22 protein-coding genes are annotated in these 23,906 nt (G+C 39.5%); 13 read left to right on the top strand and 9 right to left on the bottom strand.

Going from position 1 to position 23,906, the window contains the following annotated elements:
• Positions 1-87: 87 nt before the first annotated feature.
• Complete coding sequence (rpmH, locus tag MR041_RS08705; RefSeq protein WP_242093225.1) at positions 88-249, bottom strand: 50S ribosomal protein L34; 162 nt, start codon at positions 247-249, stop codon at positions 88-90.
• 304 nt (positions 250-553) lie between these two features.
• Between rpmH and MR041_RS08700 the strand changes: the two genes are divergently transcribed.
• On the top strand, positions 554-1,132 hold the full coding sequence (locus MR041_RS08700; protein ID WP_242093224.1) for a DUF2892 domain-containing protein: 579 nt from the start codon (positions 554-556) through the stop codon (positions 1,130-1,132).
• A gap of 16 nt (positions 1,133-1,148) precedes the next feature.
• Here MR041_RS08700 and MR041_RS08695 read toward each other — a convergent pair whose 3' ends face one another.
• Complete coding sequence (locus tag MR041_RS08695; RefSeq protein WP_242093223.1) at positions 1,149-2,069, bottom strand: lytic transglycosylase domain-containing protein; 921 nt, start codon at positions 2,067-2,069, stop codon at positions 1,149-1,151.
• 43 nt (positions 2,070-2,112) lie between these two features.
• On the bottom strand, positions 2,113-2,784 hold the full coding sequence (locus MR041_RS08690) for an alpha/beta fold hydrolase (RefSeq protein WP_242093222.1): 672 nt from the start codon (positions 2,782-2,784) through the stop codon (positions 2,113-2,115).
• Positions 2,785-2,904: 120 nt separating this feature from the next.
• Here MR041_RS08690 and MR041_RS08685 point away from each other — a divergent pair, with 120 nt between their 5' ends.
• Positions 2,905-3,201: an N-acetyltransferase gene (locus MR041_RS08685; protein ID WP_242093221.1), complete on the top strand. Its 297-nt coding sequence runs from the start codon at positions 2,905-2,907 to the stop codon at positions 3,199-3,201.
• Positions 3,202-3,285: 84 nt separating this feature from the next.
• On the opposite strand, the gene MR041_RS08680 is transcribed toward MR041_RS08685, so the two are convergent.
• Positions 3,286-3,654 (bottom strand): hypothetical protein, encoded by a 369-nt coding sequence (locus MR041_RS08680; RefSeq protein ID WP_242093220.1) that lies wholly within the window; start codon positions 3,652-3,654, stop codon positions 3,286-3,288.
• A 125-nt stretch (positions 3,655-3,779) separates the two neighbouring features.
• Positions 3,780-5,111, bottom strand: a complete 1,332-nt coding sequence (gene mtaB, locus MR041_RS08675; protein ID WP_242093219.1) for a tRNA (N(6)-L-threonylcarbamoyladenosine(37)-C(2))-methylthiotransferase MtaB — start codon at positions 5,109-5,111, stop codon at positions 3,780-3,782.
• Between the two features lie 88 nt (positions 5,112-5,199).
• On the opposite strand from mtaB, the gene MR041_RS08670 reads away from it, so the two are divergent.
• Complete coding sequence (locus MR041_RS08670) at positions 5,200-6,819, top strand: ABC transporter substrate-binding protein (RefSeq protein ID WP_242093218.1); 1,620 nt, start codon at positions 5,200-5,202, stop codon at positions 6,817-6,819.
• Between the two features lie 48 nt (positions 6,820-6,867).
• Here MR041_RS08670 and MR041_RS08665 read toward each other — a convergent pair whose 3' ends face one another.
• The 3 genes from MR041_RS08665 to MR041_RS08655 all read right to left on the bottom strand — a co-directional run bounded on the left by MR041_RS08665 (position 6,868) and on the right by MR041_RS08655 (position 9,412).
• A complete protein-coding gene (locus tag MR041_RS08665; RefSeq protein WP_242093217.1) occupies positions 6,868-7,776 on the bottom strand; it encodes a TolB family protein in 909 nt (302 codons plus the stop codon).
• Positions 7,777-7,857: 81 nt separating this feature from the next.
• Positions 7,858-9,033 carry a GlmU family protein gene (locus MR041_RS08660; RefSeq protein ID WP_242093216.1) on the bottom strand — a complete coding sequence of 392 codons (1,176 nt, stop codon included), beginning with the start codon at positions 9,031-9,033 and terminating at the stop codon, positions 7,858-7,860.
• Positions 9,034-9,160: 127 nt separating this feature from the next.
• Positions 9,161-9,412: a type B 50S ribosomal protein L31 gene (locus MR041_RS08655; RefSeq protein ID WP_242093215.1), complete on the bottom strand. Its 252-nt coding sequence runs from the start codon at positions 9,410-9,412 to the stop codon at positions 9,161-9,163.
• Positions 9,413-9,565: 153 nt separating this feature from the next.
• Between MR041_RS08655 and MR041_RS08650 the strand changes: the two genes are divergently transcribed.
• From MR041_RS08650 to MR041_RS08620, 7 genes are all read left to right on the top strand, one after another.
• The gene (locus tag MR041_RS08650) at positions 9,566-10,099 is read left to right on the top strand and encodes a DUF4199 domain-containing protein (RefSeq protein WP_242093214.1); all 534 of its coding nucleotides are present in this window, start codon (positions 9,566-9,568) and stop codon (positions 10,097-10,099) included.
• A 38-nt stretch (positions 10,100-10,137) separates the two neighbouring features.
• Positions 10,138-11,088 carry a glycosyltransferase family 2 protein gene (locus MR041_RS08645; protein ID WP_242093213.1) on the top strand — a complete coding sequence of 317 codons (951 nt, stop codon included), beginning with the start codon at positions 10,138-10,140 and terminating at the stop codon, positions 11,086-11,088.
• A gap of 93 nt (positions 11,089-11,181) precedes the next feature.
• Positions 11,182-12,912 (top strand): phospho-sugar mutase, encoded by a 1,731-nt coding sequence (locus MR041_RS08640; RefSeq protein WP_242093212.1) that lies wholly within the window; start codon positions 11,182-11,184, stop codon positions 12,910-12,912.
• Positions 12,912-14,741 carry an ABC transporter ATP-binding protein gene (locus MR041_RS08635; protein WP_242093211.1) on the top strand — a complete coding sequence of 610 codons (1,830 nt, stop codon included), beginning with the start codon at positions 12,912-12,914 and terminating at the stop codon, positions 14,739-14,741. The genes MR041_RS08640 and MR041_RS08635 overlap by 1 nt, the downstream gene beginning before the upstream one ends.
• A gap of 354 nt (positions 14,742-15,095) precedes the next feature.
• Entirely contained in the window at positions 15,096-15,638 is a 543-nt protein-coding gene (locus MR041_RS08630) for an RNA polymerase sigma factor (protein ID WP_242093210.1), read from the top strand.
• Positions 15,639-15,671: 33 nt separating this feature from the next.
• A complete protein-coding gene (locus tag MR041_RS08625) occupies positions 15,672-16,184 on the top strand; it encodes a hypothetical protein (RefSeq protein WP_242093209.1) in 513 nt (170 codons plus the stop codon).
• A 2-nt stretch (positions 16,185-16,186) separates the two neighbouring features.
• Entirely contained in the window at positions 16,187-16,636 is a 450-nt protein-coding gene (locus MR041_RS08620; protein WP_242093208.1) for a sensor of ECF-type sigma factor, read from the top strand.
• A 23-nt stretch (positions 16,637-16,659) separates the two neighbouring features.
• Here MR041_RS08620 and MR041_RS08615 read toward each other — a convergent pair whose 3' ends face one another.
• On the bottom strand, positions 16,660-17,703 hold the full coding sequence (locus MR041_RS08615; RefSeq protein WP_242093207.1) for a WD40/YVTN/BNR-like repeat-containing protein: 1,044 nt from the start codon (positions 17,701-17,703) through the stop codon (positions 16,660-16,662).
• 187 nt (positions 17,704-17,890) lie between these two features.
• Between MR041_RS08615 and MR041_RS08610 the strand changes: the two genes are divergently transcribed.
• The 3 genes from MR041_RS08610 to purL all read left to right on the top strand — a co-directional run bounded on the left by MR041_RS08610 (position 17,891) and on the right by purL (position 23,884).
• Positions 17,891-19,108 (top strand): RsmB/NOP family class I SAM-dependent RNA methyltransferase, encoded by a 1,218-nt coding sequence (locus MR041_RS08610; protein WP_242093206.1) that lies wholly within the window; start codon positions 17,891-17,893, stop codon positions 19,106-19,108.
• A gap of 38 nt (positions 19,109-19,146) precedes the next feature.
• Positions 19,147-20,007 carry a fructosamine kinase family protein gene (locus tag MR041_RS08605; protein WP_242093205.1) on the top strand — a complete coding sequence of 287 codons (861 nt, stop codon included), beginning with the start codon at positions 19,147-19,149 and terminating at the stop codon, positions 20,005-20,007.
• 178 nt (positions 20,008-20,185) lie between these two features.
• Positions 20,186-23,884, top strand: a complete 3,699-nt coding sequence (gene purL / locus MR041_RS08600; RefSeq protein ID WP_242093204.1) for a phosphoribosylformylglycinamidine synthase — start codon at positions 20,186-20,188, stop codon at positions 23,882-23,884.
• Positions 23,885-23,906: the final 22 nt, after the last annotated feature.

Here is a 23,906-nt window from a genome sequence, read left to right as displayed (position 1 = left end):
AATTCGCTACAAAAATAGTAATCACTAGATATAAAAAAAGGCGTTACGCTTAAGTAACACCTTTATATTATTAACAATTGTTAATCATTATCTCTTATGTCTTGTTTCAGATGACACAGATAATTTTTTTCTTCCCTTAGCTCTTCGACGGGCTAAGACTTTTCTACCATTAGCAGAAGCCATTCTTTCTCTAAAGCCATGCTTATTTCTTCTCTTTCTTTTCGAAGGCTGAAATGTTCTTTTACTCATTATCTTATGTCTTTAAAAATCTAAAATTTCTACGGTTTTGTCGTTCGCATGATGCTTTTCCAAAACTGAGGGCAAATATACGAACCCTTTATTACTTTGCAAATCATTTCTGTAAAATATTTTTCAATTATTTTATTATCAGATCAAATACCATAATCCCTTTGTTTATTTGATGTAAAGCGTTTTTTTGTTGAAATAATATGCTACTGTTTTGATTAAATTTTAGTTTATTTGCAGTCTAACTTATGCTTTAAGTTTCTAATTTCAATATGTAACTTTGTGAAATTGCATCAAACAGAACGCCATGTACAATAAAATAATAAAACTTATCATCGCTATTGGCATATTTGCTTATGCCATATATCAGTTTACCGAAGGCTATATTGGTAACGGTATCATGTATATTCTTTTAAGCTCCATATTTATTTTTCTTTACTTTAAAAATGAATTCATCCTGTTGGCATTTTTAAGGTTGCGTAAACAAGACTTTGAAGGCGCAAAAAAATGGCTCGGAAAAATAAAAAATCCTGAAAGTGCACTCGTAAAAAAACAGGTGGGTTATTACAATTATCTTCATGGTATTATGGTGTCTCAAGACAACATGAACGAGGCCGAAAAATATTTTAAAAAAGCGGTTAGTTTAGGTTTAAATATGAAACACGATTTGGCTATGGCAAAGTTAAATCTGGCTGGCATCGCGTTTTCGAAGCGTAGGAAGCAGGAGGCTCAAAAATTACTTACAGAGGCGCAAAAACTAGACAAACAGGGCATGTTAACGGAGCAAATAAAAATGATGAAACAGAATATGAAACGCGCCCAGATGCCAAATCAGCATTATGGAGCAAGCGGTTCTTTAAGAGCTCAAAAACGCAGGTCCAAGTAACTCATCTGGCAAACTGTTATTGATAATACCCTTCTTTGGGAATTTCAATGTGGTATAGTTTTCTGCTTTTATTGTTCAAATGAGGTTCTCGCAACCAGGGATTATGAAGTTTTAAGACCTTGTAATTAATCCCAAACTGTTCGGCAAAATTAGTAAAATTTGTAACCGCTGTGTCAACTTCCACTGTGTAGGTTGGGACATTATCGTATAAATCTTTATCCCTGAAGTTAAAACCGTATTTGTTCGGATTGGATAAAATTTCTTTTAAAGCTACTATTCTGAAAAGATAGCGCCCCGTTTCCTCACCCAATAACAAATCATAATAATTGGACACTCCCTGTTCTCTTAAACGCCGGGAAATACCGGCATTACCGGCATTGTAAGCGGCTGCAGCCAGTGTCCATGATCCAAGTTGCTCTTTCGATTTTAAAAGGTATTTACAAGCTACCTCAGTGGCCTTTCCCAAATGATATCGCTCATCCACATTTGTATTGACCTCTAACCCGTTTTCGCGTCCTGTCGATTTCATAATTTGCCAAACCCCTCTCGCACCTACAGGAGAAACGGCATTGGTGAGCCCGCTTTCAATGACAGCAAGGTATTTAAAATCGTCAGGTACTCCATATTTTTCTAAAATAGGCTCGATGGTTGGAAAATACTTTTTGGCGCGTTTGAACATGAGCAAACCGTTGGACTGCCAATAGGTATTCACCAACAATTCCCTATCCATACGTTCATGGATATCAGGATTCTTTAGGGGCATGGGTTCTCCCGCAAAATCCAGATAGTCCGGAATTTGTAAGGCATACACATTATAATCGTTAATGACTTTCTTTTCGAAATTTTCGTCTGTAGGAGCATCTTGAAGGGCATGAATAAATAAGAAACACAAACTTACCAATCCCACCAGCGCCAAAGCTTTCTGTATTGTCTTCATTGCTAATAAGTTTTTGCTAAAATTATAAAAAATAATTGAACCACTATTCACTATCCTCCAAAATAATACGAGGTAAATTCGCATTGAACCATCGGTATTTATTCAGAATCATAACATGAGTCCCGCCTTTAATCAAGATGCAATCCTTTATATATTTGATCGGAAAAACGGCATCATTATCGCCATGAATATGAACAATATGGGGAATTTCTGATTTTTGATCCCAGCAGACCATTTCCCTAATGGCCCAATTTAAATACCTTGGATCGTTTACCGATAAATATTTTTTATAGAGGTCCAATCGTTTCTGAACGTTTTCTCCAATGGCGTATTTGGCGAACAACTCAATATTGGACGCCCATTGTGTTGGTAATAATTTATAAGCCTTTGTGGTTTTTAATATCATCATGTGCCGCGGCAATTCGGACATGGATTTGATACTCGAAACGATAATTAATTTTCTCACCTTCAAATACTTACTCATCTCCTGAACCAGAACACCACCAAACGACACCCCTAGTAACACGACATTTTTATGTTTCACAAAGGTATTCATTCGTTTTGCATACGCAGGAAGAGATTCATTTTCAAGAGGTAATATCCACTCCAAATAATGCATCCTGAATTGCTCCTTTGGTAAATTGATATATTCGAAAATTTCAGGACTTGCTGCCATTCCTGGCATGAGATACACATGTATTAACTCTTGACTCATAAGCTTTTAAGCTAATTTCTCTTTTATTGTGTGGTTTTTTTTTGTACTTTTGCAAAACAAATTTAGACAAATAGTTATCACTATTTATTACTCCTAAGAAAATTAATAAAAACACTTACCATGGTTGATGTAGATGAATTAATTGACAATGACTTTTTACGCCAGTACGAATTAAAAATTGATAATCATTTAGCTAAAATTGAATACTCATTACAAGAACGTAAAATCTTTTTAACGAAGCTTGTCATTCCCAATGAAATTAACAATGATAGTTTTAAAAAAGAATTTTTAGCGGCTGTTTTCGATCAAATTGAAGGGCGTAACCTTAGCATTGTCCCCACGAGTCCAGAAATTGCGAGATTCGTAAGAAGTAACCGAAAGTATAAGCGTATGCTTCCTGTCGGGGTAAGGATTTAAACTTAAATTCTTTCTGAAAAATTATAAAAAACTCCGAAGCAAACTTCGGAGTTTTTATTTTGTATTCGGTTAAAATGTTGTCTTCTAGTAATAGCGCCCGTAGTCGTTAGAAACTTTCAAATAAGATAGGTTAGCAGTATTTAAAACTAACTGTCCGTCTGCATTCATAATGTAGCTGCGTTGCATCGCATTGGCATCGGTTGTGACGACGTCCTTATTATTTCGGATCCAATTAAAGGGTACGGCACTTGAAGCGCCTTCAGAATCATTAACATTGGTCTCGATATGCAATCCGGTATTGTTTTCTCCGAAAACCAGTATATAGGTATTGTCGGAAACTGTGGTTTCCCAAACGCCCAGTACATTATGATCCGGATGGATATCCTCCTTGGTACAAGAAGAAAACAAAAAGAGCAGTGTAATACCAACAACTAATTTCAGGTAGGTTCTCATAACGAATAGATTTGGGTTCTTTAGAACTGAGTTCTAATTTCTCTCCAAACCTAATTTAGTCTTTGGACTAGATCAAATAAATCCGATTAACTTCAAGAAAACCATCCTAAAAGACGATAATACCCTTATTTTGAGTAGATTTCTGCATTTAGAAATTCAAATCTAACGGCACCGTCATCATCAATTTTTGTCAGTTCGATGTCGTGTAAGGTGTTGACCAATTCCGGATTCCACGGTGTTTTCACCTTAATATAATTCTCCGTAAATCCATAAATAAAGCCTTCCTTATTCTCGCTTTCAAACAAAACGGTTCTAATAGTGCCTAATTGACTCTCATAAAAGGCCCTGCGTTTCTTAACTGATAGCGCTCGCAACATCTTACTACGCTTACTGCGCACCTGTTTCGGAATAACACCGTCCATTGCAGCAGCCTCAGTAGCGTCGCGTTCCGAATAGGTAAAAACATGCAAATATGAAATATCAAGTGCATTCAAAAAATGAAATGTTTCCAAAAAATGAGCATCGGTTTCCCCGGGAAAGCCAACTATAACATCTACTCCAATACACGCATGCGGCATCACCTCTCTAATCTTGGCGACACGTTCAGCATACAGTTCCCTTACATAACGCCGCTTCATTTTCCTTAGTATGACATTACTTCCTGACTGTAAAGGAATATGAAAATGAGGTACGAATGTTCTTGATCTGGACACCAGATCAATGGTCTCATTCTGTAACAGATTGGGTTCTATGGAAGATATCCGTATACGTTCAATACCTCGAACCTTATCAAGTTCGGTAACCAAATCTAAAAAGGTATGCTCATGCCTCTTGTTTCCGAATTCACCTTTGCCATAATCTCCAATATTGACACCGGTTAAAACAATTTCTTTTATGTTCTGTTGCGAAATCTCCCTTGCGTTCTTCAGGACGTTATTCAAGGTGTCACTGCGAGAAATACCTCTGGCCAATGGGATGGTACAATAGGTACATTTGTAGTCACATCCATCCTGAACTTTTAAAAAGGCACGTGTACGATCTCCTAAGGAATAAGAACCGACATAAAAATCGGCTTCTCCAATCTCGCAAGAATGAATCTCTCCAAAATCATTTTTACTTAAGTCGTTAATATAATCGGTTATTTTAAACTTTTCTGTGGCACCAAGAACCAAGTCTACACCATTTACATCCGCTAATTCCTCGGGTTTTAACTGGGCATAGCACCCTACCGCCGCAATGAAGGCCTTCGGATTTGCTTTTTGAGCCTGTTTCACAATTGTCTTGAAACGTCTGTCGGCATTTTCAGTAACAGAACAGGTATTTATGACATAGATATCGGCCTTTTCGGAGAAATCCACCCGATCAAAACCTTCATTTGTAAAACGTCTTGCAATGGTAGAAGTTTCAGAAAAGTTGAGTTTGCAACCCAATGTATAAAATGCAACTTTCTTGTTCATTACCTTTTCTACTCCCTAACTTGTTTCAGGAGTTTATAAAAATTATATTTACCCTTAAAAGTCAGCAAATTTACAACTAATAAGTTATATGTTAAAACATGTCCTAAAACAATCAACGTTCTATACATCAATTAGTTGTGTTTTCGTTTTCCTTTTTTCATGTACCGGGGATCTCAATTCCAATAGAGACCATTTGGTTTTCAGGTTCAACGAGTATGCCAACCTAAATACCTTGGATCCTGCTTTTTCAAGGACCCTACAGGACAATTCGGCATGCAACCAATTGTTCAATGGCTTGGTTCAATTAGATGAAAACCTCAATATTCTTCCGTCAATAGCCAAACGCTGGACCATTTCTGAAGATGGGCTTTATTACAGGTTCACGCTGCGAAAGGATGTATTTTTTCACAAGCACAAATTATTTGGAGAAGATGCAACGCGATCCGTCAAAGCAGATGATTTTACGTACAGCCTCAACCGCTTACGAGACCCAGACTTAGCTGCTCCGGGAAGTTGGGTTATGAATAAAGTTGACGATTTTAAAGCCATTAACGATAGTGTATTTGAAATTAAGTTAAAACAACCCTTCCCGGCATTTATAGGCTTGTTAACAATGAAATATTGCTCGGTGGTCCCAAGAGAGATTGTCGAGTATTACGGTAATGAATTCAGATCACACCCCATTGGTACCGGTCCGTTTAAATTTAAACGGTGGGAAGAAAACATCAAACTGGTATTTCGAAAAAACGAACTCTATTTTGAGAAAGACGAAAAGGGAGAGCAATTACCCTATTTAGAGGCCGTGGCCATAACTTTTTTACCCGACAAACAGAGTGAATTTTTAGAATTTGCTCAAGGAAATATTGACTTTTTAAACAGTTTGGATGCCTCCTATAAGGATGAATTACTGACTGCCGACGGAAAATTAAGGACTGTTTATGCGCAAGAGATCAATATGATTCGCGGTCCCTATTTAAATACGGAATACCTAGGATTTTATTTAGATTCCGATGTCCCTGAAATTCGTTCTAAATTGATCCGTAAAGCCATTAATTATGGTTTCGACAGAAAAAAAATGATGATCTATATGCGAAACGGTATTGGAAATCCTGCCAATGGTGGTTTTATACCCATCGGACTCCCCGGATATAGTAAGGACATCGGTTATACCTACAAACCTGAAAAAGCGAAGCAACTTATCGAACAGTTTAAGAAGGAAACCGGTATTCGAGATCCTGAAGTCACTCTAAATACAACGAGCAATTACTTAAACTTTTGTGAATTCATCCAAAGAGAACTGCAAAAAGCGGGTCTAAAAATCAATGTCGACGTCATGCCCGAAGCCACATTGCGCAGCGGACGGTCAAATGGTAAAATAGATCTCTTCAGAAGCTCCTGGATTGCCGATTATCTGGATGCCGAAAACTATTTATCTATTTTTTACAGTAAAAATTTTGCACCTTTCGGTTCTAACTATTTTCATTTTAGAAACCAGTTATTCGACAGCTTATACAATAAGGCCTTCACAATTACCGATATCGAGAAGCGTAAATTACTTTATACTAAAATGGATTCTATTGCCATGGCGCATGCCATTATGGTTCCGCTGTATTATGATGAAGTTGTTCGATTTACACGAAAAAATGTTAAGGGGTTAGGTAACAATCCTATAAATCTCCTGGATTTGAGATATGTCACAAAGGATTGATTGAGACTTGAAGGTTTTTAAACTCGAACCAACCTGAATCTGAAGACATTAGTACTCATTAAAATAGTAAATATCATCATCCCCTTTTCCTCCGCCACGTTTTGACACAAGAAATCCGGAACGATTATCTGCGTTCATAATCAAGGAAAAATCATCCTTGTTACTGTTCAAAGGTTTAGGTAACTTTTCTGCCTTTTCAAAATTCCCATCAGCATCCATTACACTTTTGTAGATATCAAATCCACCATACCCCGGTCGGTTTGAAGCAAAATATAAGCTGTTGTCATGACCGACAACCGGAAACATTTCGCGACTGTAGGAATTAATTGTACTCCCCAGATTTACAGGTTCACTATAGGTGTTGTTATCTAAAATGGCAACCTTAAAAATATCTGAGCCTCCTTTGGTCGAATGTTTGCCCCCTCTGAAATTAGAAATAAAATACAAGGTTTTTCCATCTCGACTAAACGCAGGATGTCCGTAGGAATATCTGGGTTTACAAAAGGGCAGGACCCTAAAATTAGTCCACCCTAAACCGGTCTTGTAATCGCCTATTTCCAAATGAAAATTGCTTGCTTTAAACTCCCCGTCAGGTCTGTTTTTATTGGTATACAGTGTTGTAATAATCATGTGTTTACCATCAGGAGAAATCGCAGCACTCGTTATGGTCGGTATATTGACGTTCGGATCAATAACCACAGGGGCTAACGAATGGAGTTGATTCCCATTATCTGCTTTCCCTGAATATACTGTTAATACAGGATTACCCCCAACCGTTTCAACCTTCCCTCTTTTGTTCAGCGCATATGATGTCAATAGGATCTCACCGGATGGTATAGGCATCAAACCAAAATGCGGATGATCACTATTCATGTCCAAGTTGAGGATATTATATTCTGGCGATTGTGACAAGCAGGGCACTGCAAGTAAGAGCAATAATAAAAAAACAGGTTTCATGGTGAATGTGAGATTTGGATCGAGGTTAAATATAACATTTTACAGATAACCGAGAGCGGATAATCGTCGAGGCACAAAAAATTAAGCTCTTCTGTAAGGTCTCGTAAGTTCAAAGACCTGCTCCAATATCTTTTTTTCTTGCTCCGTAAACTCTAATTGACGTCTGGAAAAAACCCTCTCAACAACTTCAAAGGCCCTTTTGGTCTGGTAGGTGCTAAAACCACTGCTTCCACCCCAGCTAAAACTTGGAATAAAATTCCTCGGGAATCCAGAACCAAAAACATTGGCACTTACCCCAACAACGGTCCCGGTATTGAACATGGTATTTATGCCACATTTACTGTGATCACCCATCATTAAACCACAAAATTGTAAGCCAGTGTTCACAAAACCCTCCGATTCATAATTCCACAATCGGACCTGGGCATAATTATTTTTTAAATTGGAACTATTGGTGTCTGCGCCCAAATTGCACCATTCGCCAATCACGGAATTCCCCAGGTAACCTTCATGACCTTTATTGGAATTTGCAAACATGACAATGTTCTTAACCTCACCTCCCACCTTACTGTAAGGCCCAATGGTCGTGGCTCCATAGATTTTTGTGCCCAGTTTTGTTCCTGCACCTTCACAAATGGCAAAAGGCCCTCTAATAAGCGTGCCTTCAAAAAGTTCTGCGTTCTTACCAATATAGATGGGTCCTGTACTGGCATTCAAAGTTGAATATTCGACACTGGCCCCATCTTCAATGAAAATATGTTCGGCTCCTATAACGTTATTGCTCGATGGTATTGGACACGAGTGCCTGTCTTTTGTGAGCAAACCAAAATCTTCCAGGATGGCCTCCTCATTTTTTGAAAAAATATCATAGGTGTACTCAATCTTTATAATGTCTGCATTGTACTCCAGGGCCTCAAATCTGTTGAAATCAATATCCTCCTGAGCCTTACTTGTATAAAATGCTATGATATCTTCACCTTTAAAAATAGCCTGGTTTTCAGAAAGTTCCCTGACCATTTCAACCAGTTCAAGATTAGGCAGAAAGGATGCATTGATCATAATGTTCTCATCCATTTCTACCATGGGATATTTATCGGATAAATAATCCTCGGTAACCGTTGTTGTCGTGGTCTTTAAATACATTTCCCACTTTTCTCGTATAGTCAATATACCAACTCTTAGATCGGCCACGGGTCTGGTAAAAGTAAAGGGTAACAAATTGTTACGGGAAGGTCCATCAAAAAGTATGTAATTCATAAGCGGTAATTTCTAATTGTGGTAACGCTATCCTTCTCTAATGAATTCAGAACCTTAAAAGTAATCATAAAAAAAACCTTTCAAAAGTATCGAAAGGTTTTTTGTAATTTTTATATCTTAGTTCAGGTTATTTTTTAAACTTCGCATATTTATTTTTAAACTTATCAATACGTCCAGCCGTATCCACAAGCTTCGATTTACCGGTATAATAGGGATGTGACGTTCTCGAAATCTCCATTTTTACCAGGGGATACTCAACACCGTCAACCTCTATGGTCTCATTTGTGTTTGCTGTAGATTTTGTTATGAAAACGTCGTCATTAGACATGTCTTTAAACGCAACCAATCTGTAATTTTCGGGGTGTATGCCTTTTCTCATCGCTAAATGCTTTTTCTTTTCGATTTTCGAGCTGCAAATTTAAGTATTTTTTATTAATCAGCAATGGTTTTTAATATTTTTTATTTCCCCTTTCAACGTAACGATTTAGTATATTTGAGTACTAACCACTAGTAACCCATAAAATTAGAATTAATGGAAAAATCATTTAAGTCCTCAGCAAAAGATTACGGTATGTATTTAGGATTGGCTCTTACCCTGTGGACGGTCATCGCCTATGTCATAGATTTAGAACTGATGGTAAATTTATGGCTTAATTTATTAGTCTTACCCGTTGTCATTATTGGTTTTGGTGTGGTATCAACAGCCAAATCCAAACATATTCTTGGAGGATTCTTAAGTTTTAAAGAGGCCTTTACCTCCTATTTTATTACGATTGCTTTGGGGATTGGAATCAGTTTTGCCGTAAGTATTATTTTGTTTAATTACATTGATACTGAGGCCGCCATAACCATAAAGGAAATTGCCGTCGAAAAAACGATTGCAATGATGGAAGGATTTAATACTCCTCCGGACCAAATTGCTAAACAGGTTGAAGCCATGGAAAATAATGACCTGTTTTCATTTAAATCCCAAATATTTCAGATTGCTCAAAGCCTTGTTTTTTTCACGATAATTGGTTTAATCGTTGCTGCTATTATGAAAAAAAGCAAGCCAGACTCTCAATAAATTTTGTAGTTTTGAAATGTTAAATTTCAATCCTATATATGAATATATCCGTAGTTATACCGCTACTTAATGAATTCGAGTCTTTACATGAATTAAACGATTGGATTGTAAAGGTCCTGACAACCCATAAGTTTTCCTATGAAATTATATTCATCGACGACGGTAGCACGGATAATTCCTGGAGCGTTATAAAAGAACTATCGGAGCAAAATCCAAGTATTAAGGGGATTCGTTTTTTAAAAAATTATGGTAAATCCCAGGCATTACATGCCGGATTTGAACAGGCTCAAGGCGATGTTGTCATTACAATGGATGCCGATTTACAGGATAATCCAGACGAAATACCTGAACTCTACAATATGATCGTCAGCGATGGCTACGATCTGGTATCCGGATGGAAGAAAAAACGCTATGATGCTTTTTTTACTAAGAATTTACCCTCAAAGTTGTTCAATTGGGCTGCGAGAAAAACGTCTGGAGTCAAATTACACGATTTTAATTGTGGTTTGAAGGCCTACAATAAGGATGTTATAAAAAACATAGATGTCAATGGTGAAATGCACCGCTACATACCTGTGCTTTCTAAAAATGCAGGGTTCTCAAGAATAGGAGAAAAAGTTGTTCTCCACCAGGCCAGAAAGTACGGTGTTACCAAATTTGGTATGGATCGGTTCATTCATGGTTTCTTAGACCTCATAACCATTTGGTTTCTCTCCCGATTTGGTAAGCGCCCAATGCACTTGTTTGGCGCTCTGGGTGTCCTCATGTTTTCTATTGGATTTGCTTTTTCTGTATATTTAGGCGTTGATAAATTGTTTTTAAACCCTGGCGGGAGATTAATCACAGAACGACCGCAATTCTATTTGGCACTTTCAACTATGATTATCGGTACACAGTTTTTTGTTGCCGGCTTTTTAGGTGAAATTATTTTAAGGACAAAAGACAATAAAAAACGTTACCTCATTAAGGATAAATTAAACCTTATCTAACGTGTTCAAATAGTTTGAGATAACCTAAAATAACGGCGCCATTGAAGTCTAATGACACACAAATAATTAATTTTGTAAATACTTATTGATATTATGATACACATTGAACCTAAAATACTCGAGCGCATAAATACATGGTTAACCCCTGTATTTGATGAAGACACCCAGAATACCATTAAAGAAAGCATAGCCAACAGTCCAAAAGACATACAGGAAAGCTTTTACAAGGATCTGGAATTTGGCACAGGGGGTATGCGCGGTATTATGGGTGTTGGCACCAATAGAATCAATAAGTATACCCTCGGTAAGAGTACCCAGGGTTTAAGTCGTTATTTACGGCAACAATTCCCTGGCGAAACACCAAAAACAGTAATCGCCTATGATTGCAGACACAACAGTAAAACCTTGGCTAAAGTGGTGGCCGATGTATTCTCTGCCAATGGTATTGAAGTATTTCTATTTGAAGATTTAAGACCTACTCCGGAACTTTCATTTGCTGTAAGGCACCTCAACTGTCACTGTGGGATTGTGTTAACAGCATCCCACAATCCACCGGAATACAACGGTTATAAGGTCTATTGGCAGGATGGAGGTCAACTGGTTCCGCCACATGACAGTGCTGTAATCAATATGATAAATGATATCCGTTATGAGGATATCAAATTCAATGCGCAAGATCACCTTATCCATTATATTGGCGAAGGAATTGACGATGAATTTATTAAAGCCTCGATTAAAAATGGATCTGTAGGTGCAACACGGGAAGCAAAAGACAACTTAAGCATAGTCTTTACTTCATTACACGGTACATCTATCACTGCCGTTCCTGCAACCCTGAAAGGTGCCGGGTACAAGAATGTTCATATTGTAACAGAACAGGAGGTTCCAAATGGAGATTTCCCAACGGTGGCCTCACCCAATCCCGAAGAACCGGCAGCCTTGAAAATGGCTCTGGAATTGGCCGACAAGGTAGGGGCGGATATCGTCATAGGAACAGATCCTGATTGTGATAGATTGGGCGTAGCTGTAAGGAATAATGACAACGAACTGCAATTACTGAATGGAAATCAAACCATGCTAATGATGACCGATTTTCTCTTAAAACAATGGAAGGCCGAAGATAAATTAAAAGGTAAAGAATTCATAGCCTCGACCATAGTTTCGACACCCATGCTAACGAAACTCGCCGACGCATATGGTGTCCAAAGTAAAATTGTTTTAACAGGCTTTAAATGGATTGCAAAACTGATTAAAGATCATCCGGAATTAGAATTCATTGGAGGTGGTGAGGAGAGTTTCGGTTATATGGTGGGCGATTTTGTTCGCGACAAAGATGCGGTCACTTCGACATTGTTGGCCTGTGAAATAGCGGCTATCGCTAAATCGAGCGGCAGTTCCTTCTTTAATGAATTACTAAAGCTTTACGTGGAACATGGTTTTTACAAAGAAAAATTAGTGTCATTGACCAAGAAAGGCATCGAGGGGGCACAGGAAATAAAACAGATGATGATCGATGCGCGTGAAACCCCATTTAGTGTTATAAATGGTTCAAGAGTGATTAAAATAGAGGATTACGATGCTTCAACCTCGAAAGATATGCGCAGTGGGGAAATCAGTACAATCGATATCCCGAAATCCAATGTGTTGATATATTATACAGAAGACGGTAGCCAGGTGGCATTGAGACCAAGTGGAACGGAACCAAAAATCAAATTTTATGTGAGTGTTAATGCTGAATTGGACGCTCTGGATCATTTTAAAGCGATCGAAGCTGATCTGGATGCCAAGGCTGAAGCCATATTAAAAGACATGAAACTTATTTAATGAACCATTTTTTAAATATATTAAGGTACGCGAAACCTTATAAATACTTCGCCTTAGGACACATTATCTCTAATGTGTTTTTTGCTTTATTTGGAGCATTGTCCTTTGTGGCATTAATCCCCATGCTCGATATTTTATTTGAAAAAAAGGATGAGGCCCTTCAACTTGTCAAACCGGTCTACAGTGGTATCAGTAATCTCAAGGATTTTTATAAGGATTATTTGGCTTACCAACTCAGCATTTATGCGAAAGACGACCCTCAGAAAGCCTTACTTTTAGTGGTTGGACTTATTATTTCCCTCTTCCTTTTAAAAAATATTTTTGGCTATTTAGCCAATTACTTCATGGTCTTTTTAAGAAATGGGGTCGTTCGCGATTTAAGGAATCGTGTTTATGAAAAAATCATGGCCCTGCCCTTATCGTATTTCTCCGAACAGAGAAAGGGCGATATCATGTCCCGGGTGACAAATGATGTGTTTACACTGCAATATTCCATGTTACCCGTATTGGAATTGATCGCGAGGGAGCCGCTCATGATTATATTTACTGTTATCATGATGCTGATAATTAGTTTTAAGCTCACCCTTTTCGTTTTTATTTTTATTCCTTTGTCCGGATTGATCATCTCTCGAATTGGCAAAAGTTTAAAGCGAAAATCAGACCGTGTACAACGTGAACAGGGAACGATTCTCTCTATACTGGAGGAGACCTTAACGGGACTCCGAATTATTAAAGGGTTCAACGCCGAGGAAAAGTTCACCTCCGGGTTTAAGGCGTCCTCTCATCGCTTCTATAATTTTTCGAATAAATTATTAAATCGTCAAAACCTGGCCTCCCCGACAAGCGAGTTTCTGGGTATTCTGGTCATTTCCATCTTACTCTGGTATGGCGGACAGTTAGTCCTTGTAGATCAAACCCTGGATGGTGCCTCCTTTATTGCCTATATGGGCCTGGCTTACAATATTATGGTCCCGGCCAAAGCCATATCCAGAGGACTTTATAACATTAAACAGGGTAATGCAGCTGCGGAGCGTATCCAGGAAATTATTGATACTGATAACCCTTTAAAGGATAAAGCAGATGCCATTGAAAAACTTAGTTTTGATAAAGAAATTGTATTTAACGGCATTTCATTCAAGTATGATAATGAATACGTACTGAAAAACTTCTCCTTAAGCATTCCCAAAGGACAAACTGTTGCCCTTGTTGGTCAGTCCGGAAGTGGTAAATCCACCATTGCCAATCTCATTACACGATTTTATGATGTGAATAAAGGTGAAATCTTAATTGACGGTGTTGATATACGGGATCTGACCACCAGGTCGCTTCGCGGACTTCTCGGTATTGTTACCCAGGATGCCATTTTATTTAATGACAGTATAAAGAATAATCTCAAACTTGGTAATGATTCAGCCACTGACGAAGAGATTATTGAAGCACTTAAAGTAGCCAATGCATGGGAATTCGTTAAGGATCTTGACGGTGTGTTGGATTATAATATCGGTGATGCCGGAATTAATTTGTCCGGCGGTCAAAAGCAGCGATTAAGTATCGCAAGAGCTGTATTAAAAAGCCCGCCAATCATGGTCCTGGATGAAGCGACCTCGGCATTGGATACCGAAAGTGAACGCGCTGTTCAGGTGGCACTGGAGAACATGATGAAAAACAGAACTTCGATTGTGATAGCGCACAGACTTTCCACCATACAGAATGCAGATAAGATAGTCGTCCTAAACAAAGGTGAAATCGCAGAGCAGGGTAAACATAATGAATTAATAAGTAAAAAGGGCATTTACAAAAAACTGGTGGACATGCAGAGCTTCGACTAGTTCTAAATCGTATAACCCAAATACGCCGTTAATAACATTGGATTACAACCAAACTAGAGGACGCTGACAAAAGATTTGTAAGCGATTATAAAATCAAAAAAGGATAGAGATTTGGGCATCTATCCTTTTTTTAGTTCATTGCTAGATTTGGGGACAACTAACAACATAAGTAGGTTTCTGATACAAACATAGCATAAACCATCAAAGTAGGCAAGAAAAATGTGTATTTAATCGTAATAATATGCATTTCATCGATTAAGTTAGTTGTATGCTTCTAATTTTCAACTACTTATGAAATCACAAAACATACATTTAAACTTTTACTATATTTAGTAGTCAAATAAGAAAAAATTAGTGACCGACGAGGTAGCGTTAGTAAAACAACTGCAATCCAGTAAACACAAAGAAGAAGCTTTTAGGGCACTAGTCAAGCTCTACAAAGAGCGTCTGTATTGGCATATTAGACATATAGTGAAACTACACGATGATGCCGATGACGTGTTACAAAATACCTTTATTAAAGTGTTTAAAAATATTCATAACTTTAAAGGAGAAAGCAAATTGTTTTCATGGATGTACCGCATTGCAACGAACGAAGCCATTACGTACATTAATAAAAAGGCGAATCGATTGCAAATCACAGGAGAAGCAGTTAATGATTTGCTTCTCAGTCAATTGACATCCGATGTCTATTTTGAAGGTGACGCAATTCAATTAAAATTACAACAGGCCATTGCCACCCTCCCGGAAAAGCAACAACTTGTTTTCAATATGAAATATTTTGAGAACATTAAATATAAAGATATGGCGGAGATTTTGGATACGAGCGAAGGAGCATTAAAAGCATCCTATCATATTGCGGTAAAAAAAATAGAAGCCTATTTAACTCAAAATTAAACTTTTAATAGAAAAATGAGTCTTAATTGAAGAATGGGTAAAAGGAAAATAAATACGATTAAGGAAACAGGGTTTAAAACTCCGGAGGATTATTTTAATAATCTGGAAGATGCCCTTACACGTGAAACGCAACTCCGTATATTACTGGATGATTCCGATTTTAAAACACCAGACACCTATTTTAATCGTGTTGAAGACCGGATTATGGAACGTGTCTTTGAAAAAGAAACGCCAAAGATCATTTCAATTTTCAAGAAACATCAGCTGATTTATGCCTCTGGTATAGCAGCCGCGATTGCCTTGCTGGTCACATTTTCCATATTTAGTCCCAAAAAAGACAATTGGAACCGTATTGATACCGAAACCGTTGAAAACTATTTAATTGAGGAAAATATCGGATCCTACGAATTAGCTGATTTATTGCTGGATGAGGATATAGAAGAAGCGGATTTTATGGATGCTTCTTTAAATGAAGACCTTATTGAGGCCTATCTGTTGGATAATTCAGATGTTGAAAACTTATTTATTGAACAAAACATGAATTAATTATGAAGCGGTATTTTTTAGCCTTGTTTGTTTTTCTCTTTATTGCAACTGCTTATGCGCAATCAAAACGCGAACAGATCAAGGCGCTTAAAATTTCATTTTTAACCGAGCGACTGGCCTTAACAGAAAAAGAAGCCCAGGAATTTTGGCCGGTTTATAATGCGTACGAAGAGAAAACCATGCATATCAAGCATAAGGAGTTGAGAGGTATTCGTCGTGAAATAAGAGAAAAATTAAATACCCTTACCGACATGGAGGCTCAGGCCCTGCTGAACACATTGGCCGAAGCACAGGAAAGGCTGCATCAAGAAAATAAATTGCTGTATGCAAAATTAAAGGACATTATTCCCGCTCATAAACTGTTGATTTTAAAGGTAGCTGAAGAAGACTTTAACAGAAAGCTCTTCGAACAATACAAAAGAAAGCGCAGGGAGCAACGGCCTAAAGATTAATAAAAGCGCATTTCGCTCTTTTTTTATTTTTTAAGGGTCAGCTTTGAAATACGACCCGCTCCTGCAGCGTAAGCGACGCTATCATTTAAAAAACGAATGGTATAAAAGCTCTCATCGCTCAAATGCTGCCATGAGGCACCATAGTCATTACTGTAATCAATACCTTTAAAACCAACGGCTACCAGCTCTGTCCCTGCCCGACCTGGTACATATTGCACACAGCTTCGATAACCCGGATCTTCATTTTCTCCGACGAGTTCCCATGTCCTGCCTCCATCGGAGGTCTTCATTTTATTTGCGGAATTCGCCTCAGGGTTGGTATAATCGCCACCAATACCAAAGCCATGAGACGTATCATAAAAAGCGATGGAATAAATACCTTCCGTAGGTTTTGCCTTCACCATGGGTGTATCAAAGACCTCCCACGTTTCGCCCTTATCCCCTGAATAATAAATGCGGCCATTTGTAGTGGCCACCCATGTCTTGTCTCCTTTTACGGCAATATTGGTATTACTCGCTGCAAATGCACCCTCATTTTCCAATCCAGGCGGCAAATCACTGCATGGTATTTTGTTCCAGGTCGCGCCACCGTCCCGCGTTATGATTATCGATAGACAATCATCCACGCTGTCGCCTATAGCTATCCCTTCCAGATCGTTCCAAAAGGTCATGGCATCGTAAAATACCCCCTCACCCTCCTCTAAATAAACCACATCCAGTTCACCATTATTTCCGGTCTTGAATATTACGGCAGGGGTATCAATAGTCAACATAAAAAAATCAGTGCTGGTATGTGCCACAGACCGAAAATGCAGCTCAAGTGAATCCAGTTTCTGAATGCCGGTCTGCCATACCTTTGTTGTTGGTTGATACAAGCCAAAAACACCACGATTACCAGCAAAAGCAAGACTCTTATCATTAAGCAATTCAATGGCCCGAACACTTAAAAGTGAATCTTCATAAATGTTTATTACCTCGACATGCTTGATATTGCGAATCGAATTTTTAGATTTTACATGGCAGGAAAAACAAATCAAAACAAAAACAAAAGGTAATAATCGAAGCATGACAATTTTTTTATAAAAATAGGAAAGCGAGATGACATTTTTACCACCTTATCCAATTCTTTCGTCTCATGCGAATACGGAGCTCCTGAGTTTTGGTTATCCCGTGATTGTTTTTACTATTTTCAGGCATCAATTTAATATCAATTGAATCACATTATGATTATCTTTGCACCTTTATTTTAAATTCATGCGTTTACACAGAAATTTATGCTTTGCCGTTATCGATGGGCTCACTCAGATTTTTAATGACGACCAGTATGCCGATAAGGTGATCCAACAGTTATTGAAACGGGATAAACGCTGGGGGGCTCGCGATCGCGCATTTGTAGCAGAAACCACATACGATATTGTACGGTGGAAACGGTTATACGCAGCAATAGCCGAAGTCAAAACACCATTCGATCGGGATAACCTGTGGCGTATGTTTGCTGTTTGGGCTACTTTAAAAGGCATTGCACTACCCAATTGGAACTATTTTGAACATACTCCGACCAGAAAAATTAAAGGACGCTTTGATGAATTGTCAAAAATCAGAAAATTTAGGGAGTCCATTCCAGATTGGTTGGACAACCTGGGGCAGGCAGAATTGGGCGATGCTATTTGGACTCAAGAAATGGCTGCATTAAATGAACAGGCTGACGTTATATTACGGGTCAATACGCTTAAAACAACCAAAGAAAAATTACAGTCGGAGTTATTCGATATCGATATTGAAACCGAATTTCTGAAAGGCTATTCGCAGGCCTTGAAACTGAAAGAGCGCACCAACGTATTCGCAACAGAGACCTTCAAAAAAGGATGGTTCGAAGTCCAGGATGCCTCATCGCAGCTGGTAGCCGAACTTCTAAATGTGCAACCCGGAATGCGCGTTGTTGATGCCTGTGCAGGTGCAGGTGGAAAAACACTGCATATGGCGGCTTTGATGGAGAATAAGGGTCAAATCATTGCTTTGGACCTTTATGTTAATAAACTGAATGAATTAAAACGCAGGGCCAAACGCAACGGTGTTCATAATGTTGAAACCCGAGTCATCGATTCGACTAAAGTCATAAAAAAACTTTATGACAAAGCCGATCGTGTTTTAATTGATGCCCCCTGCTCAGGACTTGGGGTGTTACGTCGAAATCCGGATGCTAAATGGAAATTGAGACCTGAATTCTTAGACACCATCAGGAACACACAACAAGACCTCTTTCAACAATATTCCAGAATGGTTAAGATCGGTGGACAAATGGTCTATGCCACCTGTTCGGTATTGCCCTCAGAGAATAAGGATCAGGTCGAGACCTTTTTAGCCTCAGAACAGGGTAAAGGCTTTAAACTCATACAAGAGAAAAACATCTTGGCACACCAAACCGGATTTGATGGATTTTATATGGCACTCTTGGAACGAAAATCCAAATAGATCACTATTAATTAGATGCTCTTTCCTATTTTTAACCTGTGAAAGATCAACTCAAAGTCCACCTGTCTCAGCTTTTAGATAAACCCATAAGAACCCTTCTTCCCGTCTCCGGAGGTGACATTTCTGAGGCCTACCGCATTGAGACCGCCGATAACACTTATTTTCTAAAATGTAATAGCAGCCCCCGTGCCTTACACATGTTTGAAATGGAGGCCAATGGACTGCAAATCATAAATAACACAAAGACCATAAAAACACCCGAGGTGCTTCATTATGGTACCTTTGAAAATGCGGCGTTCCTGCTTTTAGAGTACATTGAAAGTAAATCAGCATCCGCTGAAGACTTTGCTCGTTTGGGGTCGCAATTGGCAAAATTGCATCACTGCACTGCGGATACTTTCGGGTTAGCACTTGATAACTACATTGGTAGTTTAGCACAAAGGAATACCCCGCATGAGCAATGGATTCAGTTTTACCTACATGAACGCCTCCTGCCGCAAATACATATGGCCACACAACAGGGGTTACTGGATCTCAAGGAATGTCCCTCAATAGGAACCCTGACCAACACCTTAGAATCCCTGATGCCCTCAGTGAAACCATCCTTGCTTCACGGGGATTTGTGGAGCGGGAATTACATCATCTCCAAAGAAGGGGTACCCTACCTTATAGATCCTGCAGCCTATTACGGGCATCACGAGGTCGATTTGGCCATGACCAGATTGTTTGGTGGATTTGGCCAGTCATTTTATGAAGCCTATCAGGCGGTCCATCCGAAGGATACACAGACCGCTTCGCGTATCGACATCTACCAGCTGTACTATTTATTGGTCCATTTAAATCTATTCGGATCCTCCTATCGCGCATCTGTGGTTTCCATTTTTAGAAAATACTTTTAAATGGAGCGTCAAGACTATAAAGATGGCCCCTTGAAATAGGTGACAGCCCACAAGAACTGTGACTTCAACTTGTTAAAAATCCTGTTGATAACCCCAATCCCTTTTTATAAAAAATCACATTTAAATGCATAAAAAAACGTAATTTTGGATTTTCAAAACACAACATAATAACCCTACAATGATTCATTTCTTTGGAAACGTAAACAGTAAAGTGTTTGCCGTTCAAACCACAAAAGAATTATCACACGATACGATTTCGAAATTAACCTGGCTATTTGGCAATCAACCTAAGATAGAACAGTCCGCCCTGGCGGATTTTTTTGTTGGTCCACGTGCCGCTATGATAACACCCTGGAGTACCAACGCCGTGGAAATTACCCAAAATATGGGTATTCAGGACATCCTGAGAATTGAGGAATTTCATGCCGTATCCGAGGATTTCTCAAATTATGATCCTATGATTTCCGAGAAATTCAATGGATTGAATCAGGACACCTTTACCATCAATATCACCCCGGAACCCATTTTAAATATTGAAGACATCGCTGCCTACAACATTAAAGAAGGCCTGTCGTTAAGCGATGAGGAAATAGCCTATTTAGAAGGTGTCTCACAAAACATTGGCCGACCGTTAACCGATTCTGAAGTCTTCGGCTTTTCTCAGGTGAACAGTGAGCATTGCCGCCATAAAATTTTCAATGGCACTTTTATCATTGATGGTGTAGAAAAACCGACATCACTATTCAAGCTTATTAAGAAAACTTCTGAAACGCATCCTAATGCCATTGTCTCAGCTTATAAGGACAATGTGGCTTTTATACAAGGTCCAACCGTTGAACAATTCGCCCCAAAACGTGCAGACATTCCGGATTACTACGGCACCCAGGATTTTGAATCGGTAATTTCCTTAAAGGCCGAAACCCATAACTTTCCCACCACAGTTGAGCCTTTTAACGGTGCTGCGACAGGCTCCGGAGGTGAGATTCGTGACCGGTTAGCCGGTGGAAAGGGATCCATTCCCATGGCCGGTACGGCAGTGTACATGACCTCTTACTCAAGATTAGAGGAAGACAGACCATGGGAACAGGCGTTTAAAGAACGGGACTGGTTGTACCAGACCCCAATGAATATATTGATAAAGGCTTCCAATGGTGCTTCCGATTTTGGTAACAAGTTTGGTCAGCCTTTAATCTGTGGATCCGTGTTAACCTTCGAGCATGAGGAAAAGCATAATGATCCCTCGGCCATCACTGAAACTGCCTCGCGCCAGCTTGGTTTCGATAAGGTCATCATGCTTGCGGGTGGTATTGGTTATGGTAAAAAGGAGCAGGCTATTAAGGACCTACCTCAAAAAGGAGATAAAATTGTGATTTTAGGCGGTGATAATTATCGTATTGGCATGGGCGGAGCCGCGGTTTCCTCGGCTGATACCGGTGAATTCGAATCCGGTATTGAATTAAATGCCGTTCAGCGCTCAAATCCTGAAATGCAAAAACGGGCGGCCAATGCGGTGCGTGGCATGGTGGAGAGCGAGGAAAACTTTATAGTTTCCATTCACGATCACGGGGCAGGTGGTCATTTGAACTGTTTGTCTGAATTAGTTGAAGCCACCGGAGGAAAAATTGATTTGGACGCCTTACCCATTGGCGATCCTACCCTTTCGGATAAAGAAATCATAGGGAACGAATCCCAGGAGCGGATGGGTCTGGTGATTTCTGAAGATCATCTGGAGACCTTACACAGGATTGCCGATCGGGAGCGTTCACCCATGTATACCGTAGGTAAGGTTACCGGAGACAACCGATTCACCTTTCAATCGAAAACCAAAGGGAACACCCCTATGGATTTGGCCTTGTCTGATATGTTCGGCAGTTCACCAAAGACCATTATGGCCGATAATACGGTGCATCGAAATTATGCGAGCCTGGATTATAACGTCAATAAGTTTCATCATTATTTGCAACAGGTATTGCAGTTGGAGGCTGTAGCCTGTAAAGACTGGTTAACGAATAAGGTGGACCGTTGTGTGGGTGGTAAGGTGGCCAAGCAACAATGTGTCGGTGCACTGCAATTGCCTTTGAACAATGTTGGCGTTATGGCTTTGGATTACAAAGGTATGGAGGGGATCGCAACATCTATTGGACACTCCCCCATATCAGGTCTTATAGATCCTGTAGCGGGGAGTCGGAATTCCATTACCGAGGCCCTAACCAATATCATGTGGGCCCCCTTGAAGGAGGGTTTAAAAAATGTATCTCTTTCGGCCAACTGGATGTGGCCCTGCAAAAATGAAGGTGAGGATGCCCGCTTATATGACGCCGTTGAGGCGGTTTCTAAATTTGCGATCGATTTAGGTATCAATGTCCCAACGGGAAAGGACTCCCTTTCCATGAAACAAAAATACCCGGATCATGAGGTTATTGCTCCGGGAACGGTCATCATTTCTGCCGCTGCCCATTGTACGGACATCAACAAAGTAATAGAACCTGTTTTTAAGATGGATGCAGGGCCTGTGTATTATATCAATATCTCTCAGGACGACTTTAAACTAGGAGGCAGTTCGTTTGCACAGATTTTAAATAAAATTGGTAATGAAGCGCCCACTGTAAAAAATGCCACTTATGTTAAAACGGTATTCAATACGGTACAGGAACTCATACTGAATGATAAGATCGTTGCAGGACATGATGTGGCTTCGGGAGGCTTGATTACCACTTTACTGGAGTTATGTTTTGCGGAAAACAATCTGGGTGCAGAATTAGATCTTTCCGATCTTGGTGAAACAGATACCTTGAAATTGTTATTTGCCGAAAACTGTGGAATCGTTATTCAGTCCAAAGACACCTCCATTGAACACAGCCTGGCTGAAGCTAACATCAGCTTCTGTAAAATTGGCAAGGTAAGTTCAAATGAGGTTTTGAGACTGGTAAACGGGACTGATGCATTCGATCTTTCCATAGCAGAACTAAGGGATGTCTGGTATAAGACCTCCTATCTCTTAGATGAAAAACAAACGGCTAATGGGCTGGCCCTGGCCCGATTTAAGAACTATAAGAATCAACCCTTGCAATTCAGCTTTCCTCAACATTTTACGGGTAAATTAGCGGATGTATCGGGACAGAAGATAAGGCCTAAAGCCGCCATATTAAGGGAGAAAGGAAGCAATTCCGAGCGTGAAATGGCCAATGCCATGTATTTGGCAGGATTTGATGTTAAAGATGTACACATGACCGACCTGATATCGGGTCGGGAAACCTTAGAGGACATACAGTTCTTAGGTGCTGTCGGTGGGTTCAGCAATTCCGATGTTCTCGGATCGGCGAAAGGCTGGGCCGGAGCCATTAAATACAATGAAAAGGCCAATAAGGCCATTCAGGATTTCTTTAACCGGGAGGACACCCTTTCTGTTGGTATCTGTAATGGGTGCCAGTTGTTTATGGAGCTGGAAGAAATTAATCCGGACCATGAGCTACATGGAAAGTTAACTTATAACGATTCCCACAAACATGAAAGTGCCTTTACTTCGGTGAAAATCAAGGAAAACAATTCGGTGATGCTCTCCACCTTAGGGGGTGCCACATTAGGGGTCTGGGTATCGCATGGCGAGGGTAAGTTTAGCCTGCCCTATGCGGAGGACCGCTATAACATTGTAGCCAAATACAGCTATGAGGCCTATCCCCATAACCCGAATGGCTCTGACTTCAACACGGCCATGATGTGCGATAAAACCGGTCGACATCTGGTCACCATGCCACATATTGAACGTTCCATCTTCCAATGGAACTGGGCCAACTATCCGGATGGCCGAAACGATGCAGTATCACCATGGCATGAAGCTTTCATCAATGCCAGAAAGTGGATTGAAAATAAAGAATAGAAATTTTAAGTTGAGTTAAATA

The organism is Aestuariivivens sediminicola, from assembly GCF_022662015.1.
Taxonomy (GTDB): domain Bacteria; phylum Bacteroidota; class Bacteroidia; order Flavobacteriales; family Flavobacteriaceae; genus Aestuariivivens; species Aestuariivivens sediminicola.
Note: the sequence above shows the minus strand (reverse complement) of the source record. Positions and strands in the feature narration are given on the sequence as shown.